Annotated in this window: 15 protein-coding genes and 1 other RNA gene; 6 read left to right on the top strand and 10 right to left on the bottom strand. The window is 55.5% G+C overall.

Annotation, left to right across the window (positions count from 1 at the left end; all coding sequences use genetic code 11):
• Positions 1-23 precede the first annotated feature (23 nt).
• Positions 24-782, top strand: a complete 759-nt coding sequence (locus ACPGUT_RS00685) for a DUF1013 domain-containing protein (RefSeq protein WP_423988284.1) — start codon at positions 24-26, stop codon at positions 780-782.
• Between the two features lie 64 nt (positions 783-846).
• Here the strand turns inward: ACPGUT_RS00685 and recR are convergent, their stop codons facing one another.
• From recR to ACPGUT_RS00670, 3 genes are all read right to left on the bottom strand, one after another.
• Positions 847-1446: a recombination mediator RecR gene (gene recR / locus ACPGUT_RS00680; protein WP_423988282.1), complete on the bottom strand. Its 600-nt coding sequence runs from the start codon at positions 1444-1446 to the stop codon at positions 847-849.
• A complete protein-coding gene (locus ACPGUT_RS00675) occupies positions 1446-1793 on the bottom strand; it encodes a YbaB/EbfC family nucleoid-associated protein (protein WP_423988280.1) in 348 nt (115 codons plus the stop codon). The genes recR and ACPGUT_RS00675 overlap by 1 nt, the downstream gene beginning before the upstream one ends.
• A gap of 74 nt (positions 1794-1867) precedes the next feature.
• The gene (locus tag ACPGUT_RS00670) at positions 1868-3622 is read right to left on the bottom strand and encodes a DNA polymerase III subunit gamma/tau (protein WP_423988278.1); all 1755 of its coding nucleotides are present in this window, start codon (positions 3620-3622) and stop codon (positions 1868-1870) included.
• A gap of 210 nt (positions 3623-3832) precedes the next feature.
• Here ACPGUT_RS00670 and ACPGUT_RS00665 point away from each other — a divergent pair, with 210 nt between their 5' ends.
• The gene (locus tag ACPGUT_RS00665) at positions 3833-5386 is read left to right on the top strand and encodes an ankyrin repeat domain-containing protein (protein ID WP_423988276.1); all 1554 of its coding nucleotides are present in this window, start codon (positions 3833-3835) and stop codon (positions 5384-5386) included.
• Positions 5387-5448: 62 nt separating this feature from the next.
• Here the strand turns inward: ACPGUT_RS00665 and rsgA are convergent, their stop codons facing one another.
• The 3 genes from rsgA to truA form a co-directional block, all read right to left on the bottom strand.
• Positions 5449-6513 (bottom strand): ribosome small subunit-dependent GTPase A, encoded by a 1065-nt coding sequence (rsgA, locus tag ACPGUT_RS00660; protein WP_423988274.1) that lies wholly within the window; start codon positions 6511-6513, stop codon positions 5449-5451.
• 164 nt (positions 6514-6677) lie between these two features.
• Positions 6678-6774: signal recognition particle sRNA small type (ffs, locus tag ACPGUT_RS00655), an RNA gene on the bottom strand.
• Positions 6775-6886: 112 nt separating this feature from the next.
• Positions 6887-7675: a tRNA pseudouridine(38-40) synthase TruA gene (truA, locus tag ACPGUT_RS00650; RefSeq protein WP_423988273.1), complete on the bottom strand. Its 789-nt coding sequence runs from the start codon at positions 7673-7675 to the stop codon at positions 6887-6889.
• 98 nt (positions 7676-7773) lie between these two features.
• On the opposite strand from truA, the gene ACPGUT_RS00645 reads away from it, so the two are divergent.
• The 3 genes from ACPGUT_RS00645 to ACPGUT_RS00635 are packed head-to-tail and all read left to right on the top strand — an operon-like array spanning position 7774 to position 10666.
• Positions 7774-9189 carry a YcjX family protein gene (locus ACPGUT_RS00645; protein ID WP_423988272.1) on the top strand — a complete coding sequence of 472 codons (1416 nt, stop codon included), beginning with the start codon at positions 7774-7776 and terminating at the stop codon, positions 9187-9189.
• Positions 9189-9641, top strand: a complete 453-nt coding sequence (locus ACPGUT_RS00640; RefSeq protein WP_423988271.1) for an N-acetyltransferase family protein — start codon at positions 9189-9191, stop codon at positions 9639-9641. Before ACPGUT_RS00645 ends, ACPGUT_RS00640 begins: the two co-directional genes overlap by 1 nt.
• Positions 9638-10666, top strand: coding sequence for a YcjF family protein (locus ACPGUT_RS00635; protein ID WP_423988270.1), 1029 nt, complete (start codon positions 9638-9640; stop codon positions 10664-10666). Before ACPGUT_RS00640 ends, ACPGUT_RS00635 begins: the two co-directional genes overlap by 4 nt.
• Here ACPGUT_RS00635 and ACPGUT_RS00630 read toward each other — a convergent pair.
• The 3 genes from ACPGUT_RS00630 to ACPGUT_RS00620 all read right to left on the bottom strand — a co-directional run bounded on the left by ACPGUT_RS00630 (position 10651) and on the right by ACPGUT_RS00620 (position 12840).
• Positions 10651-11073 carry a group III truncated hemoglobin gene (locus ACPGUT_RS00630; RefSeq protein WP_423988268.1) on the bottom strand — a complete coding sequence of 141 codons (423 nt, stop codon included), beginning with the start codon at positions 11071-11073 and terminating at the stop codon, positions 10651-10653. The genes ACPGUT_RS00635 and ACPGUT_RS00630 overlap by 16 nt on opposite strands.
• A 101-nt stretch (positions 11074-11174) precedes the next feature.
• Positions 11175-12161: an NAD(P)H-quinone oxidoreductase gene (locus ACPGUT_RS00625; protein WP_423988266.1), complete on the bottom strand. Its 987-nt coding sequence runs from the start codon at positions 12159-12161 to the stop codon at positions 11175-11177.
• A gap of 1 nt (position 12162) precedes the next feature.
• On the bottom strand, positions 12163-12840 hold the full coding sequence (locus tag ACPGUT_RS00620; RefSeq protein ID WP_423988265.1) for a COQ9 family protein: 678 nt from the start codon (positions 12838-12840) through the stop codon (positions 12163-12165).
• 164 nt (positions 12841-13004) lie between these two features.
• Between ACPGUT_RS00620 and rpsU the strand changes: the two genes are divergently transcribed.
• Entirely contained in the window at positions 13005-13211 is a 207-nt protein-coding gene (gene rpsU / locus ACPGUT_RS00615; RefSeq protein WP_423988264.1) for a 30S ribosomal protein S21, read from the top strand.
• Positions 13212-13304: 93 nt separating this feature from the next.
• Here the strand turns inward: rpsU and ACPGUT_RS00610 are convergent, their stop codons facing one another.
• The gene (locus tag ACPGUT_RS00610; RefSeq protein ID WP_423988263.1) at positions 13305-14399 is read right to left on the bottom strand and encodes a calcium-binding protein; all 1095 of its coding nucleotides are present in this window, start codon (positions 14397-14399) and stop codon (positions 13305-13307) included.
• Positions 14400-14625: the final 226 nt, after the last annotated feature.

Below are 14625 nucleotides of genomic sequence, written 5' to 3'. Positions count from 1 at the left end.
AGTCAAAGTTAAGGAGAGGGCCCATGGCCAAACCAATTATGGCGAAAGCCACCGCTGTATGGCTGGTTGACAACACCACGCTCAGCTTCAAACAGATCGCTGATTTCTGTCAGCTGCACGAACTCGAAGTGCAGGGCATTGCCGATGGTGATGTTGCAACTGGTGTGAAAGGCTTTGATCCGATTGCCAACAACCAGCTGACTCAAGACGAAATTTCCGCCGCTGAAGCGGATATCATGCACAAGCTAAAACTGAAGTTTAACGCAGCTGCTGTAGGCGAAGAAAAACGTCGCGGCCCCCGTTATACACCTCTGTCCAAGCGTCAGGATCGCCCGGCGTCTATCTACTGGCTTGTGAAATTTCACCCAGAACTGTCAGACGCGCAAGTGTCCAAATTGGTCGGCACAACCAAGCCAACCATTCAGGCCATCCGCGAACGCACCCACTGGAACATTGCAAACATCCAGCCAATCGATCCGGTCGCACTGGGTCTGTGTAAGCAGTCTGAACTGGATGCAGCCGTTCAAAAAGCGAACGAGAAAAAACTGCGCGACGGCGAAGCAATGTCAGACGAAGAACGTCGCAAACTTGTGTCTACTGAACAAAGCCTTGGCGGTGTCGAAGAACCCAAAATACCAAGCGCGATTGAAGGCCTCGAAGCCTTCACCTTGGGCGGCGCTGACATCGTGGAACAAGACGAAGACCAGCGGTCTGATGATGACTTCGCAGACGCCGACAGCTTCTTCAACCTGCCGGAAGGCAATGGCGAAGAACAGCCATAATTGGTTTTTACGAATGAATAGATTTGGCCCCGAGTTAACGCTTGGGGCCTTTTAATTTGAGGTATTAAAGGGATCTGCGCGCACGCAGAGCAGCGGAAATCGTGCCGTCGTCCAGATAGTCCAATTCTCCACCAACAGGCACGCCTTGGGCAAGGGACGTCACCTGAATGCCACGTCCTTCCAACTCATCCGCGATATAATGGGCGGTGGTCTGGCCGTCGATGGTGGCGTTTAAGGCCAAGATCACTTCAGTGATATTTTCATCCTTCAAGCGCGCCGTCAGTTTCGGGATACCCAAATCTTCCGGCCCGATGGCGTCCAGCGCCGACAGTGTGCCGCCCAGCACATGGTAGCGCCCTTTAAAAACCTGCGCGCGTTCCATCGCCCAGAGATCGGCGACATCTTCGACGATACAGATTTCACCCGTGGCACGTTTCTCGGATGTACAGATTTCACAGCGTTCGGTCGTGCCGATATTACCACAACTGATGCATTCACGGGCTGTTTCCGCAACCTGTTGCATGGCCCCCGACAAAGGTGTCAGCAGCAATGCGCGTTTCTTCACCAGATGCAGCACCGCACGCCTGGCAGAACGCGGACCCAGCCCCGGCAATTTTGCCATCAGCCGGATCAGGTCTTCAATTTCGCGCGGTGCTTCTGACATTACATTCCCGGGATATCCATGCCGGCGGGCAGGCCAAGGCTTTGCGTCAACTCTTGCATTTCACGCTCAGAACGGTCGCGGGCTTTGGCTTGTGCGTCTTTGATCGCGGCCAAGATCAGGTCTTCAACCACTTCTTTTTCATCCGGGTTAAAGATGGATGGATCAATATCCAACCCAGTCAGTTCACCCTTTGCCGTAGCTGTTGCTTTCACAAGGCCCGCACCGCTTTCACCAACCACAGTCAAGGTCGCCAAGCGTTCCTGCAATTCACCCATCTTGCTTTGCATTTCCTGGGCTTTTTTCATCATTCCGGCCATATCACCGAGACCGCCAAGACCTTTGAACATCGTATCTTCCTTTTAATTTCAGCCCCGCAGGGGCGTTGCCCGGTGTTATCGCGCCTGTGCTATTACGGCAAGGGTCACTCGTCTTCGAACGGATCCCATTCGTCTTCCACTTCGGGCAAAGCTTCTGCGGCAACGCTTTGCTCTAACTCTTTTGCCGTGCGGATTTCTGCGATCTTGGCGCCTGGAAAAGTCGCGATCACAGCCTGAAACAGCGGATGAGATCTGGCTTCAGCTTCACGCGCGTATTTCTCAGCGTTTCTCACCTCATCAATGGTTTCGCCACCGCCCTCAGACACAATCGACACGGCCCAGCGGGCACCGGTGAATTGCTGCAACTTCTGGCCAAGACGTTGGGCAAGATCACCCGGCGCATCATCGGTTGGTTGGAACTCGATCCGGCCAGGGGCATAGCTGACCAGGCGCACGTAACGTTCAATTTCCATCTTCAGCATGGCATCACGGTTCGACCGGATCAGTTCGATCACATGGCGAAATTCTGCAAAGCGTGCGAGCGGGTTTTCCTGCTGCGGGGCAAGGGCTGTGACAGTCCCGCCACCGCCGCCGCCCATCGGGGCCGCCCCGCCATAAGCCGTTGCGCCGCCGCCCGCAGGCATGCCACCACCGCCGCCGCCACCTGTTGGCGCAGGGCCAGAGGGCGCGGGTGTGTTCTGCAGTTTTTTAATCAAATCATCCGGTGTTGGCAGATCGGCCACATGGGTCATGCGAATGACAGCCATTTCCGCCGCCATCATGGAATTCGGGGCCATCGCGACTTCTTCAAGGGACTTCAACAGCATCTGCCACATGCGCGTCATCACCCGCATGGGCAGGGCTTCCGCCATGGCCTGGCCGCGCATACGTTCATCCGGGCCGACGGTGGGATCTTCGGCGGCTTCGGGGGTGATCTTAATCACGGAAACCCAATGGGTGATTTCGGCAAGATCGCGCAGTACAGCAATCGGATCAGCCCCATCGGCATATTGCGAAGACAGTTCCGTCAGCGCACTGGCGGCATCGCCTTTCATGATCATATCAAACAGATCCAGCACACGGCCCCGGTCTGCAAGGCCCAGCATCGCGCGCACCTGATCGGCGGTGGTTTCACCGGCCCCATGCGATAGCGCCTGATCGAGCAGAGACATGGCATCCCGCGCCGAGCCTTCTGCAGCACGTGTGATCAGGGCCAGGGCATCATCATTGATCTGCCCGTTTTCCTTGCCCGCGATTTCGCGCAGGTGATCAATCATCACTTCGGGTTCAATCCGGCGCAGATCAAACCGCTGACAGCGCGATAGAACGGTGACCGGCACCTTGCGGATTTCGGTGGTCGCAAAGATAAATTTCACATGTGCCGGGGGTTCTTCCAGCGTCTTGAGCAGCGCGTTAAACGCACTGTTGGACAGCATGTGAACCTCATCGATGATGTAGATCTTATAGCGGGCCGAGGCGGGCGCATAATGCACGCTATCCAGCACGTTAGAGCGGATGTCATCAATCTTGGTCTGGCTCGCGCCATCCATCTCGATCACGTCCACGTGGCGGCCTTCCATGATCGATGTGCAATGTTCACACTGCCCGCAGGGTTCCGTCGTCGGGCCGCCATTTCCATCGACACCAATACAGTTCATGCCCTTGGCAATGATCCGTGCGGTGGTGGTTTTGCCGGTTCCGCGAATCCCCGTCATCATGAAGGCCTGGGCGATACGGTCGGCTTCAAAGGCATTCTTCAGGGTGCGCACCATGGCGTCCTGGCCTTTCAGGTCAGCAAAACTTGCCGGGCGGTACTTACGCGCCAGCACCTGATAGCCGGTGTCTGTGGTCTCGGACATATGCATTCCCTGGGTCAAAATAATCAGCTTGCACAGACTACGGTGCCTCTTGCCTGGCGTCCAGTGATCTGGCATGTTTTTGTCAGGCGGATCAGAGACCGCCCCCTGGTCCGCGGAAAGCTTATTGCGCATCTCTTTCAGACTGACATGACCATATTGGTTTGTCCTGACCCCGGGCAGCGGACCGGCGGGGATATGAAGGAGAACCTTATGACCTCTCAAACACCCGAAACATCGGCACAGGCGCTGGACCGGTTCCGTCGCCAGGCAAAACAACTTGGCCAGGCTTTTGCTGCTGGCGATTCCCATGCGCAGCTGCGGGTTTCGATGCACCCGCCCGGTCCTGCTGGCAAACTGTTGCGCCATACGGATTTCCTGCATGTGGTGGCGCAGGAACAAAGCTTTCCGACCTGGCCCGCGCTGAAGCTGGCTGTCGAAACGCAGGGTATGGATCGTGCAGCCAAAGTGCAACGTCTGAAGCTGGCCCTGGCCAATGGGCAAGTGCATGTGGTGAAGCATCTCATGTGGGACAGTCCAGATCTCGCGCGCGGGCAGTTCGGCTTGCAGGTGGCGCTTTATGATCTGGCGGCCGTCGAACATGCCCTAAAGCGTGATCCTGCGCTTGCGACAAAACACGCCGGGCCGCGCTCGCCCATGGCGCATCTCTGTTTTTCCCCGACCCTGCAGATCTGGCCAGAACGCGAAGCGGAGATGCTGAAAATCGCTGCGCTGCTGAAGGCCCATGGTGCAGATGTGAACGACAGTATCGCCCAGCCCGGCACGGATCACCGCCTGTCGGTGTTGTACGGGGCGTCGGGGCATGTGGGCAATCTACCCCTGACCCGCTGGCTGCTTGAGGCCGGCGCAGACCCGGATGACGGCGAGTCGCTTTATCACTGCACAGAACCGGGACGCGGGGCGATGTTGCAGCTGCTTCTGGAACATGGGGCAAATCCCAAAGGCACAAATGCGCTGCTGCGGGCGATGGATTTCAATGATCATACAGCGGTGCGTCTGTTGCTGGCACATGGCGCCGACCCGGATGAGTTTAATGCAGATGAGGTCGGCGGAGAAACGCCCTGGGTGATCCCAGCCCTGCATCAAATTGCACGCCGCGATTGCGACGGGGAAATGGCGCAAATCCTAGTCGAAGCCGGGGCCGATCTGACGCGCTTGTGGCAGGGCGTCACGGCCTATGCCATGGCGCGGGTTTACGGAAATGATGCGGTGGCTGAGGTCTTTGCAAGGGCCGGGACAAAGGTCGCGCTGAGTCCGTTGAAACAGGCTCTGGCAGATGCTATAACAGAGTCTAATTCAGGGAAAATCCTGTCTGAGGTCCCTGAGATTTATAAACATCTCCTGCATGAGCTCATCCCACTGGATCGTGTAACTGTTCTTTGGCTGAAATCGTTGATTTCCTCTGGGTTAGACCCTGATATGCCCGATGGCATGGGGCTGACACCAGCAATGATCGCGGCCTGGGAAGGGCAGGCGGATGTGCTGGAGTATTTCCTGTCGCTGGGTGTGAACCTGAATCATGTGAACGCCTATGGTGGCAGTTATCTGGGCACTTGTATGCACGGGGCAGAGAATAGCCCGAACCGCGATAAACGCGATCATCTGCGCTGTCTGGACCTGCTGTTACAGGCGGGTGTGCCCCTGCCCAAACGGGCCGCAGATCTATGTGGTGTGCCAGAGCTGTCAGAGTTTTTGCGCGCTTACGGGGACGAGTATCCGGAGCAATTGGTCGAGGGCGCTACATAAGAGGGATTGCGCTGGCTTCGCCATCGCCGTGGGGCGCGCCGGACCGCCCGCATACTGAAATGTCAGCGACGTTTTTTATGTTTGCCTTTACGCGACGCAGCTTCTTCCTGGGTGCGCCGCTGGTATCGTGTCGTGGCTTTGCCGCGTGACCGGGCCTCATGCACCGTTTCCGTGTTCAGCGCATCTTCCTGGGTCAGCTTTTGCCAACGTGTCAGGCGATCTTCTGACAGATCACCTATCTTGATTGCCGCACCAATCGCGCAGCCAGGTTCTCCGCCATGGGCACAATTGCGAAACTTGCACTGAGCCGAAAGCTCTTCCAGATCCGCAAACACCGCGCCAATCCCATCTTGCGCGTCAAGCAACTGCAACTCTCGCATACCCGGCGTATCGATGACCCAACGACCGTTGAGAGCGGGGTAGAGATTGCGGGTGGTGGTCGTGTGTCGCCCCTTTGCATCATCTTCACGGATCGCAGCGGTCAACGGAGCACCATCCACAACACCTGTCAGCGCATTGGTCAGGGTCGATTTACCAACACCGGATGATCCCAGCAGAGCAGCAGTTTCCCCAGCCTGCCAATGTTCCATCAATTGCGCAACGGCATCAGGATTTTTCGCATTCAGGGCAACCACCGCAAGACCAAGCTGCAACTCCTGTGCCTGCTCAATATAGGGTGCAGCTTCCTCCAGATCAGCTTTGGTCAACACCAGCACCGGCACACAACCCGCACTTGCGGCCATAACCAGATAACGTTCCAGACGGGCCGCGTTGAAATCTGCGTTGCAGGATGTCGTAACAAAAAGCACATCCACATTCGCGGCAATCAACTGAGACCGCGCATCGTGGCCCGCAGCCCGCCGATTGATCCGAGTGCGTCGTTCAAGCACCCGTTCGACACGGTTTTCAGATCGTGCAAGCACCCAGTCGCCCACGGCAAGTTCCGACACGGACATATCCGGCGGAGTGATCAAATCAACCACACCATCCGCAGAAAGGGCCATCACCACATCGCGGCGAACCTCAGAGATCCGCGCGGGGATCAGATTCGCATCATTTTCATCAAGTTGTTCAGCAAAGAAAGAGGTCCAGCCAAGGCTGGTCAGTTCATTCAGTTTCAAAGACATTGTTCTGCCTGTTCAAAGTAAAATACGCCGCAACTTGCACCGCAGAAAGCGGGCGCAGGCGGCAGATTTGCCGGCAGTTGTTCGGTGCTGAAAGCTTCAGACACACCCTGCCGGGAGCATACACATTACAATCATCAGATGCCCTCCTGTGCGGGTGAAAATCAGGTGAGAGGCTGGACAACGACCCAAACGGGACTCGTTACGGCTGCTTCCTTCCGGATCTGACCGGGTTGGCGAGGCGTCTGCCCGCGCCAACCTCTCGGGACTCTATTTAGGGGGTTTTCAAAGCTTCCGCAAGGGGCCGGACACATGATCTTGCAACCAAGATCTACCAACAGATATGAACACGGCTTCGCCAGCCATAGCCAGAAAATCAGATTACATGGCTGCCTTCACCAGTGAAGACATCTTCGGCATAACGGACTTTGCTCAGATACAATCCCTGCGGCGGGGCAACCGGACCGCAGGCCTGACGATCCATAGCATCCAGGACATCTTTGAAATCATCCGGTGTCCAGTTCCCACTGCCAACGCGTTCAAGCGAACCAATAAGTGACCGGATCTGGTTGTGCAGGAAACTGCGCGCTCGACAGTGAAACTGAACTTCGCGCCCTTCCAATGTGTCGTGGATCTCAAAGCGTGCTTCATCGATTGTCTTCACAGGAGACGAAGCCTGGCACATGGTAGACCGAAAAGTCGTGAAATCATGAGTTCCGATCAGATGGTCTGCCGCTTCTTGCATCGCATCCACATCTAAAAAATATGGCACACGCCAGACCTGCCCCCGATGAAACGTTGCAGGCGCGCGGCGGTTCAGAATGCGATAAATATACTGACGTTCCTGGGCAGAAAACCGTGCACTGAACTCATCATCCACCCGCGCCACATCAAGAATCGATACAGGGTTCGGCTTCAGGTGAAAATTCAGGGCTTCGGACAGGCGGAACGGTTTCCAATCTTTCTGCATTTCGCAATGGGCAACCTGCCCCAATGCATGCACGCCTGTATCCGTGCGCCCCGCCGTCACAATAGAGGGGACATTTTTCTCAAGTTTCCCCAGGGCCTCTTCAATGGTTTGCTGAACAGAGGGCTGATCCGCCTGTCTTTGCCAGCCTTTAAAGGGCTTTCCGTCGTATTCGATTTTCAATGCATATTTCGCCATGCCCCCCGATAACGCAGGATTTCGCGCCTTGCAATCATCCACGCTTTGCAATGGCACCTTCGGGCGCTTATCTTATCCATAACAGGCAGGAGCAGAGATTGGTTATCACGACAATTGCAGAAGGCATCACCCGTGAAATTGAACGCACTGGGGATCGGGTTAACAGTATGTTTGAACCTGTGTTGCGCATTGGCGTGACCGGGCTGTCACGGGCGGGCAAGACAGTGTTTATCACATCCCTTGTGGCAAATCTTCTAGATCGGGGTCGGATGAACCAGTTGGTCGGGGCCTCAAGTGGGCGTATCTTGGCGGCATGGCTGCAACCCCACCCTGATGACACAGTGCCACGCTTTGATTACGAAGCCCGCCTTGCGGCGCTGACGGGGGCCAACCCACACTGGCCCGAGGGCACTGCATCCGTATCAAAGCTACGCATATCCTTTCGCATTCAGCCCGGTGGTATTCTGGGGCGGCTAAGCGGCCCAAAAACCTTGCATGTGGATATTATGGACTATCCAGGCGAATGGCTAACAGATCTGACCCTGCTGGAACAAAACTATGCAGAATGGTCAGAACAAACCCTTGCCGCAATGAAAACCCGAGATCAGGGGGCCGAATTTCTGGAACGCGCAGACCTTCTGGCCGGGACAGAGAAATTTGAAGAACTTCAGGCCAAAGAACTTGCCACGCTTTACACCAAACATCTGCAGGTGGCGCGGGATGCGGGTTATTCTCTGTGTACGCCCGGTCGGTTTCTGATGCCCGGCGATCTTGCCGGGGCGCCTGCCCTGTCCTTTGCCCCGCTGCCTGTCACCGGCGAAAGACGTCCTGCGCGACGCAGCCTTTGGCGTGAAATGGAACGGCGCTTTGAGGCCTATAAATCTCAGGTCGCGAAACCTTTTTTTCAAACCCATTTCTCAGGTGTTGATCGTCAGGTTGTGCTGGTGGATGCCCTTGGTGCGATCCATCGCGGCCCGGCAGCCGTCGATGATATGCGCGAGGCCATGGCAGGTATTCTGAAGGCCTTTAAACCCGGCGGAAATGGCCTTTTGTCCTGGCTCTGGCGTTCGAAGCGGGTTGAGAAGATCTTATTCGCCGCCACCCGCGCCGACCTTTTGCATCATTCCCAGCATCCACGCCTGACCGCCATTATGGAAGCACTGGTGCGTGACGCCCGGGATCGTGCGGATTTCGCAGGTGCTGAAACAGAGGCGCTGTCTATTGCGTCTCTGCGCACAACGGTTGAAGAAGTCCACCGTCAGAACGGTGAAGATCTCGACTGTGTGCGGGGATTGCGTGCGCCCGGACAGGAGGCTCTTTTTTACGCCGGTGATCTGCCTGCTGATCCCAGCATACTGCTGACCGAATCCCGAGATCAGAAACGCCGCTGGCTGGCGCATGAATTTGACGCCATGGATTTTCTGCCCGCACCCGACGCCCTGCGCCCAGGGTCGGGCCCACCCCATATCCGCTTGGATAAGGCTGCACAGTTCCTGATCGGGGACAGCCTGTAATGGGGTTTCGGATTGCCACCGCACAACCAGATGACACCAGCGCCTGTACACATATTCTGATCACCTGGGTCAGGGAAAATAACTGGATGCCCGAACTGTGGACCATAAAACAGACAACAGAATTTGTTGCCGATCTGATCCAACGTAGAACAGTGCATGTCTTGCAGGATCACGCCAGACATGTGGTGGGTTTTCTGGATCTGCATGACGGATGGGTCAATTGTCTTTATCTGGCAGACCATGCGCGCGGGCAGGGTCAGGGAAAGGCGCTGATCCATCATGCCGCGCGCCTGCATCCAAACGGTCTGCATCTCTGGTGTTTTGCGCAAAACCAGGCGGCCATCCGGTTTTACACACACCTGGGATTTCGTGAAGTTGCCCGCACGGATGGCGACAATGACGAACGTTTGCCCGATATTCAGTTTTACCGTCCCGGAGAGGGAACATCATGAGTGACACCGAGAAAAATCACCGCGGTCCTATTCGCCTAGACCTGGAGAAATCCGAACGCCTGACACCCTCAGACGCGCCCCCCGTGCCTGAGACACAGTTTCCCGGCACGTCTGCTGCAATGGATCGCGTTGTCAGCCTGGGTACACGTCGTATGTCTTTCCTTGCCCGCGCTTTCTGGTGGCTTTCAAGTGTCCTGATCTCTCTGGCACTTGGTCTTTGGGGCTGGGACATTGCCATGGGGCTGATCAATCGCAACACCCTCTTGTCACAAATCCTTCTTGGGCTGACAGCCCTGTTGGTCGTGGTCATCCTTTTGATTGCCCTGCGGGAAATCACCGGTTATCTGCGCCTGAAACGGCTGGATCGCATCCATGAAGAGGCTGGACAGGTGCTGGCCAGCGGGGATCTAACACGAGCTCGCGACCTGACACGCCGCCTGACAAAACTATATCGACGCCGTGAAACCCTGACCTGGGCCTTACAGAATTTTGACGCCAAACAGGCTGACACCTATGATGCGGATGCCCATCTTGCCCTGGCCGAAAACGAAATTCTGACCCCGATTGACAAAGCCGCCAGGCGCGAAGTTGAAGCTGCAGCGCGCCATGTTGCCACGGTCACTGCCCTTTTGCCGCTGGCCTTTGCTGATGTACTGACAGCCCTTGTTGCAAATCTGCGTATGATCCGACGGATCGCGGAACTTTATGGCGGGCGCACCGGCAGCCTGGGCAACTGGCGCCTGATGCGATCAGTGCTGACCCATCTTGCCGCAACCGGCGCTGTGGCTGTGGGCGATGATCTGATCGGTTCCGTTGCCGGGGGATCCGTTCTGTCAAAATTCTCGCGCCGGTTCGGTGAAGGCGTGGTCAACGGCGCCCTGACCGCCCGAGTGGGCATTGCCGCGATGGAGGTTTGCCGCCCCCTGCCCTTTACGGCAGAGAAACCACCACGTGTCACTGCGGTTCTCAGCAGCGCTCTAACAGGTCTTTTCGGACGCGGTGAAAGGCCTCAGAACGACAGCTGAGGCGGTGCATCTTTCGGTGCACGATCCTCAGCCATGCGAATGCGAAACCCACGTGCAATCCGATGCGCCATCGCCCCCCAGGCGGCCGCGGTTTCGGGTTGCAATTCTGCTGCCAACACCTCTTCAAACACATCCAACCACATGGGGAAATGTTCATCCAAGATTGTCGGCGTATCCAGATGTACCTGCATTGGGTTGCCAGAATAGCTTTGTTCCCGCAGCAGCGCATTGCGCCAGAAACCGGCAATCTTATCCTCATGCAGATCCCATTCCCCCTTATCCGTACCAATGATATTGTTAAACACCGGGCCCAAAACAGGATGCACGCGAATACGCGTATAGAATTTTGTCATGACACGCGTGATTTCTTCGGCGTTGATCGGAAAACGCTGGACGGGATAGGACATATTGGCCTCTTTGATTTGACCAGGTAAAATTATCAGAAAATGACGTCATGTCAGCGAGGTGACTTGACGCATAGCCAATCAACACGGACAGGTCTGCGCAATTAGACCTTTAGCACGATCTTTCCAATATGATTTGAGGTCTCCATCCAAGCATGGGCCTTTGCGGCATCTTCAAGCGCAAAAGTCGAATCCATCACCACCTGTAGTTTACCTGCGTTCAAAAGGGGCCAGACATGTTCGCGCAACTCATTCGCCATACGTGCCTTTGAAAGATCGCTTTGTGGGCGCAGAGTGGATCCAGTCACCGTAAGACGTTTCGCCATAATCATCGCAAAATTCACCTCGGCAACGGGACCTTCCAGAAACGCGATATGTACCATGCGGCCATCAGGAACCAGGGTCTTGATATTGCGATTGATATAACTGCCACCAACCATATCAAGGATCAGATCAGCGCCACCTTCATCTTTCAGAACAGATACAAAATCCTCATCCTTATAATTGATCGCACGCTCTGCGCCCAGATCAGAACAAACGCAACATTTCGTGTCATTGCCCGCAGTCGTGAACACGCGTGCCCCAAAGGCATGGGCCAGCTGGATCGCCGTTGTTCCGATGCCGGAAGATCCCCCATGCACAAGGAAACGTTCGCCCGCTTTCAGGCCGCCCCGCATGAAGACATTCGACCATACGGTAAAGTAGTTTTCCGGGATGCAGGCAGCCTCAGCCATGGACATGCCATCGGGCACAGGCAGGCAGTGGGCGGCAGGGGTTGAAACATATTCCGCATAACCGCCACCGGGCAGCAGGGCGCAGACTTTGTCACCAATGGACAGACCTGTAACGCCATCACCCAGGGCCACGACTTCGCCTGCGCCTTCAAGGCCCGGCAGATCAGATGCGGTCGGGGGTGGGGCATATTTGCCTGCGCGTTGCAGCGCATCCGGGCGGTTCACACCTGCATATTCTAGACGCAACAGCACCTCGCCCATGCGGGGCTGTGGCACGGGCCGCGCGCAGGGTTTCAACACCTCGGGCGCGCCAGGTTCAGTGATTTCAACGGCACGCATTTCAACTGGCAGTGTCATATTAAGTCCTGTTGTTAAGAGAGCCCGGCAGATCATCGCGCGTGGCGGTTCCCGGGGCTTTTACATTGCTCATGACGGAACTGATCAGCCCGCCGACAAAAGGCAGTTTCTGCGCTTGGGCTTTGGCCTTTTCAAACTGCATGACGTTTTCGATACGGCGATCTAGGAATTCGCGGGTGGCCTGATGATCAGGTGTTTCATCGCCCAGCCAATACAACACAGTTGATCCGTAGACACCGGACAGAACCGCACGTTTGGAATACCAGTTCCCGTCTTCTGATGTATCACCCAAAGCCGTCCAGATCGCATCCGCAGTGCCCCAGATCAAAGCTGCGCCTTCCGACGCATTCCCCGGCAAGGCAAAAAGCGAAGATCCACGCCGCACCAGTTCCTTGTCTTCCGCCGCATCAAGGCGCGCCATCACAAGCGCCGCTACACGATCGCGAATGCGCATTTCAGTCAAAGGCATCTTATTGGCTGCGGTCAACATCACAACATCGCCCGCCTTATGGAAATCCGCAGCCAGATCCAGCGCACCGCGCGGGCAAGCTGCCTTGGCATCGCCCAGCGTCACATCACAATCCGAGGCCGCCATAGCAAAACTATCGGGCCCCCAGCCATCAAAGATGACATGCCCGGTTATGGCGTGAAGCAGACGGGTCCTGAGGGGGTCGGTCATAGCGCGCTCCTGCGTAGGTTCGGATCATCTTATCGCGCCCTGATGGGAATTGGAAAGCCCTGCAATGCCGCAGCCGCACAAAACTGGACAAAGGACAGATTCGTTGCTATAGGGCCGTGTCCTGCAATTTTGCAAATCCAACTTAGAAAGGTGGTGTAAACCACATGCAGGTTAGTGTTCGTGATAACAACGTCGATCAGGCGCTTCGTGCTCTGAAGAAGAAACTTCAGCGTGAAGGTGTCTTCCGTGAGATGAAACTTCGTACAGCATACGAAAAGCCGTCTGAGAAGAAGGCGCGTTGTAAAGCCGAAGCAATTCGTCGCTCCCGCAAGCTGGCTCGTAAAAAAGCTCAGCGCGAGGGTATGCTTTAAGCAACCGTTTTCAGATCGTTCTGAACGCAGAAAAAAGAAAGCCCCGGTGAAGCAATTCACCGGGGCTTTTATTTCATCTGACAGAATGCGAGATCAGATTGCTTCAAGTTGGATAACAGAATTCGTCAGACCAGTTACGCCAATAATGGTGGCGACGGGCGTGCCATCGATGCTGATGACACTATTAATGCCACTGTCCGCAACAGTCACTGGTCCGGCCAAATCATTGTCATGCAATAACTTAATTACGTCACCCTCTGAGGCCTTAAAATCTGTAATCGTCGCTGTGGAGCTTCCATCCAGCCAAGATCCCAGAACAAAGGTATCCGCATCAGCACCACCTGTAGCTTGATCCCCATTACCGATATAAAGGGTATCGTCGCCTGCTTGCCCGCTCAAGGTATCTCCAGCGGCATTGGTTTCAGAACCATTGTAACCAGCCAATGTAACAGTGCCTGTGTTTGAATCAGAGCCCGCAGTAACAGTCGAAAATGCCCCCTCAAGACCATAGATTGCGTCATTTCCAGTACCGCCCTCCATGTCGTCAACACCTTCTCCACCGATCAATGCATCTTTACCTGCACCGCCCAACATCGTGTCGTCACCAGCTTCACCGTAAAGCTTGTCGGAGCCCAGTTCGCCCTCTAGTCGATCGTTGCCTTCACCACCGTAAATAGTGTCATGACCCGCATTGCCGTTCAAATCGTCGTTATCGGCATCCCCGTATAAAACGTCATTACCTTTACCACCGTTGATTTTGTCTTCGCCATCGCCGCCATGCAGTTCGTCGTCACCAGCCTGACCGTGCAGCTTGTCATTGCCACCATCGCCATACATCTTATCATTGCCAGCTCCATCCGCGACAGATAGCCCATCTCTATCGCCGAACATCGTGTCGTTACCCTCCCCCCCACGCAGGGTGTCGGATCCCTCATCACCACGTATGATGTCAGCCCCATCGCCACCATCCAAGGTGTCATCGCCAAGCAACCCGAACAGTTTATCATTCCCGTCCATTCCATTCAGGGTATCATTGCCATCGCCGCCAGTCATATTGTCGTCACTTGCATCGCCATCCCGGTTCTGAGATGCCGGGCCCGCAGAACCATCATCTCCGCCACCGCCGCCAAGGCCTGCAATCGCTAGGCCACCAAAAAGCAATGCTAATAATCCAAAAGAACCCATCATCTCATCGTACCTTTATCACGAAAACGCCAATTTTCTTCGAAATTACCTATCCACCGAACATACAGCAAGCCTTAAAGATGCATTATCCTTAATTGCACACGAATTGACGCTCTGTTGTTACAGTTTTTCCTGCTTTGTTCTGCGGATGCATTGTAACGTCCACGAAGCTCCCCCTTACAAACAAGCTAATAGATGTGATTATCTATTTTAGATCAACTGATTGAAT

Source organism: Halocynthiibacter sp. (assembly GCF_049608145.1).
GTDB lineage: Bacteria > Pseudomonadota > Alphaproteobacteria > Rhodobacterales > Rhodobacteraceae > Halocynthiibacter.
Note: the sequence above shows the minus strand (reverse complement) of the source record. Positions and strands in the feature narration are given on the sequence as shown.

Bases quoted from the DNA above. Each gene is read 5' to 3' on its own strand.
- ACPGUT_RS00610 (WP_423988263.1), bottom strand. From the start codon at position 14,399: ATGATGGGTTCTTTTGGATTATTAGCATTGCTTTTTGGTGGCCTAGCG.
- ACPGUT_RS00635 (WP_423988270.1), top strand. From the start codon at position 9,638: ATGAGTGACACCGAGAAAAATCACCGCGGTCCTATTCGCCTAGACCTG.
- recR (WP_423988282.1), bottom strand. From the start codon at position 1,446: ATGTCAGAAGCACCGCGCGAAATTGAAGACCTGATCCGGCTGATGGCA.
- ACPGUT_RS00685 (WP_423988284.1), top strand. From the start codon at position 24: ATGGCCAAACCAATTATGGCGAAAGCCACCGCTGTATGGCTGGTTGAC.
- ACPGUT_RS00670 (WP_423988278.1), bottom strand. From the start codon at position 3,622: ATGTCCGAGACCACAGACACCGGCTATCAGGTGCTGGCGCGTAAGTAC.
- ACPGUT_RS00640 (WP_423988271.1), top strand. From the start codon at position 9,189: ATGGGGTTTCGGATTGCCACCGCACAACCAGATGACACCAGCGCCTGT.
- ACPGUT_RS00625 (WP_423988266.1), bottom strand. From the start codon at position 12,161: ATGACACTGCCAGTTGAAATGCGTGCCGTTGAAATCACTGAACCTGGC.
- ACPGUT_RS00665 (WP_423988276.1), top strand. From the start codon at position 3,833: ATGACCTCTCAAACACCCGAAACATCGGCACAGGCGCTGGACCGGTTC.
- rsgA (WP_423988274.1), bottom strand. From the start codon at position 6,513: ATGTCTTTGAAACTGAATGAACTGACCAGCCTTGGCTGGACCTCTTTC.
- truA (WP_423988273.1), bottom strand. From the start codon at position 7,675: ATGGCGAAATATGCATTGAAAATCGAATACGACGGAAAGCCCTTTAAA.
- ACPGUT_RS00675 (WP_423988280.1), bottom strand. From the start codon at position 1,793: ATGTTCAAAGGTCTTGGCGGTCTCGGTGATATGGCCGGAATGATGAAA.
- rpsU (WP_423988264.1), top strand. From the start codon at position 13,005: ATGCAGGTTAGTGTTCGTGATAACAACGTCGATCAGGCGCTTCGTGCT.
- ACPGUT_RS00620 (WP_423988265.1), bottom strand. From the start codon at position 12,840: ATGACCGACCCCCTCAGGACCCGTCTGCTTCACGCCATAACCGGGCAT.
- ACPGUT_RS00630 (WP_423988268.1), bottom strand. From the start codon at position 11,073: ATGTCCTATCCCGTCCAGCGTTTTCCGATCAACGCCGAAGAAATCACG.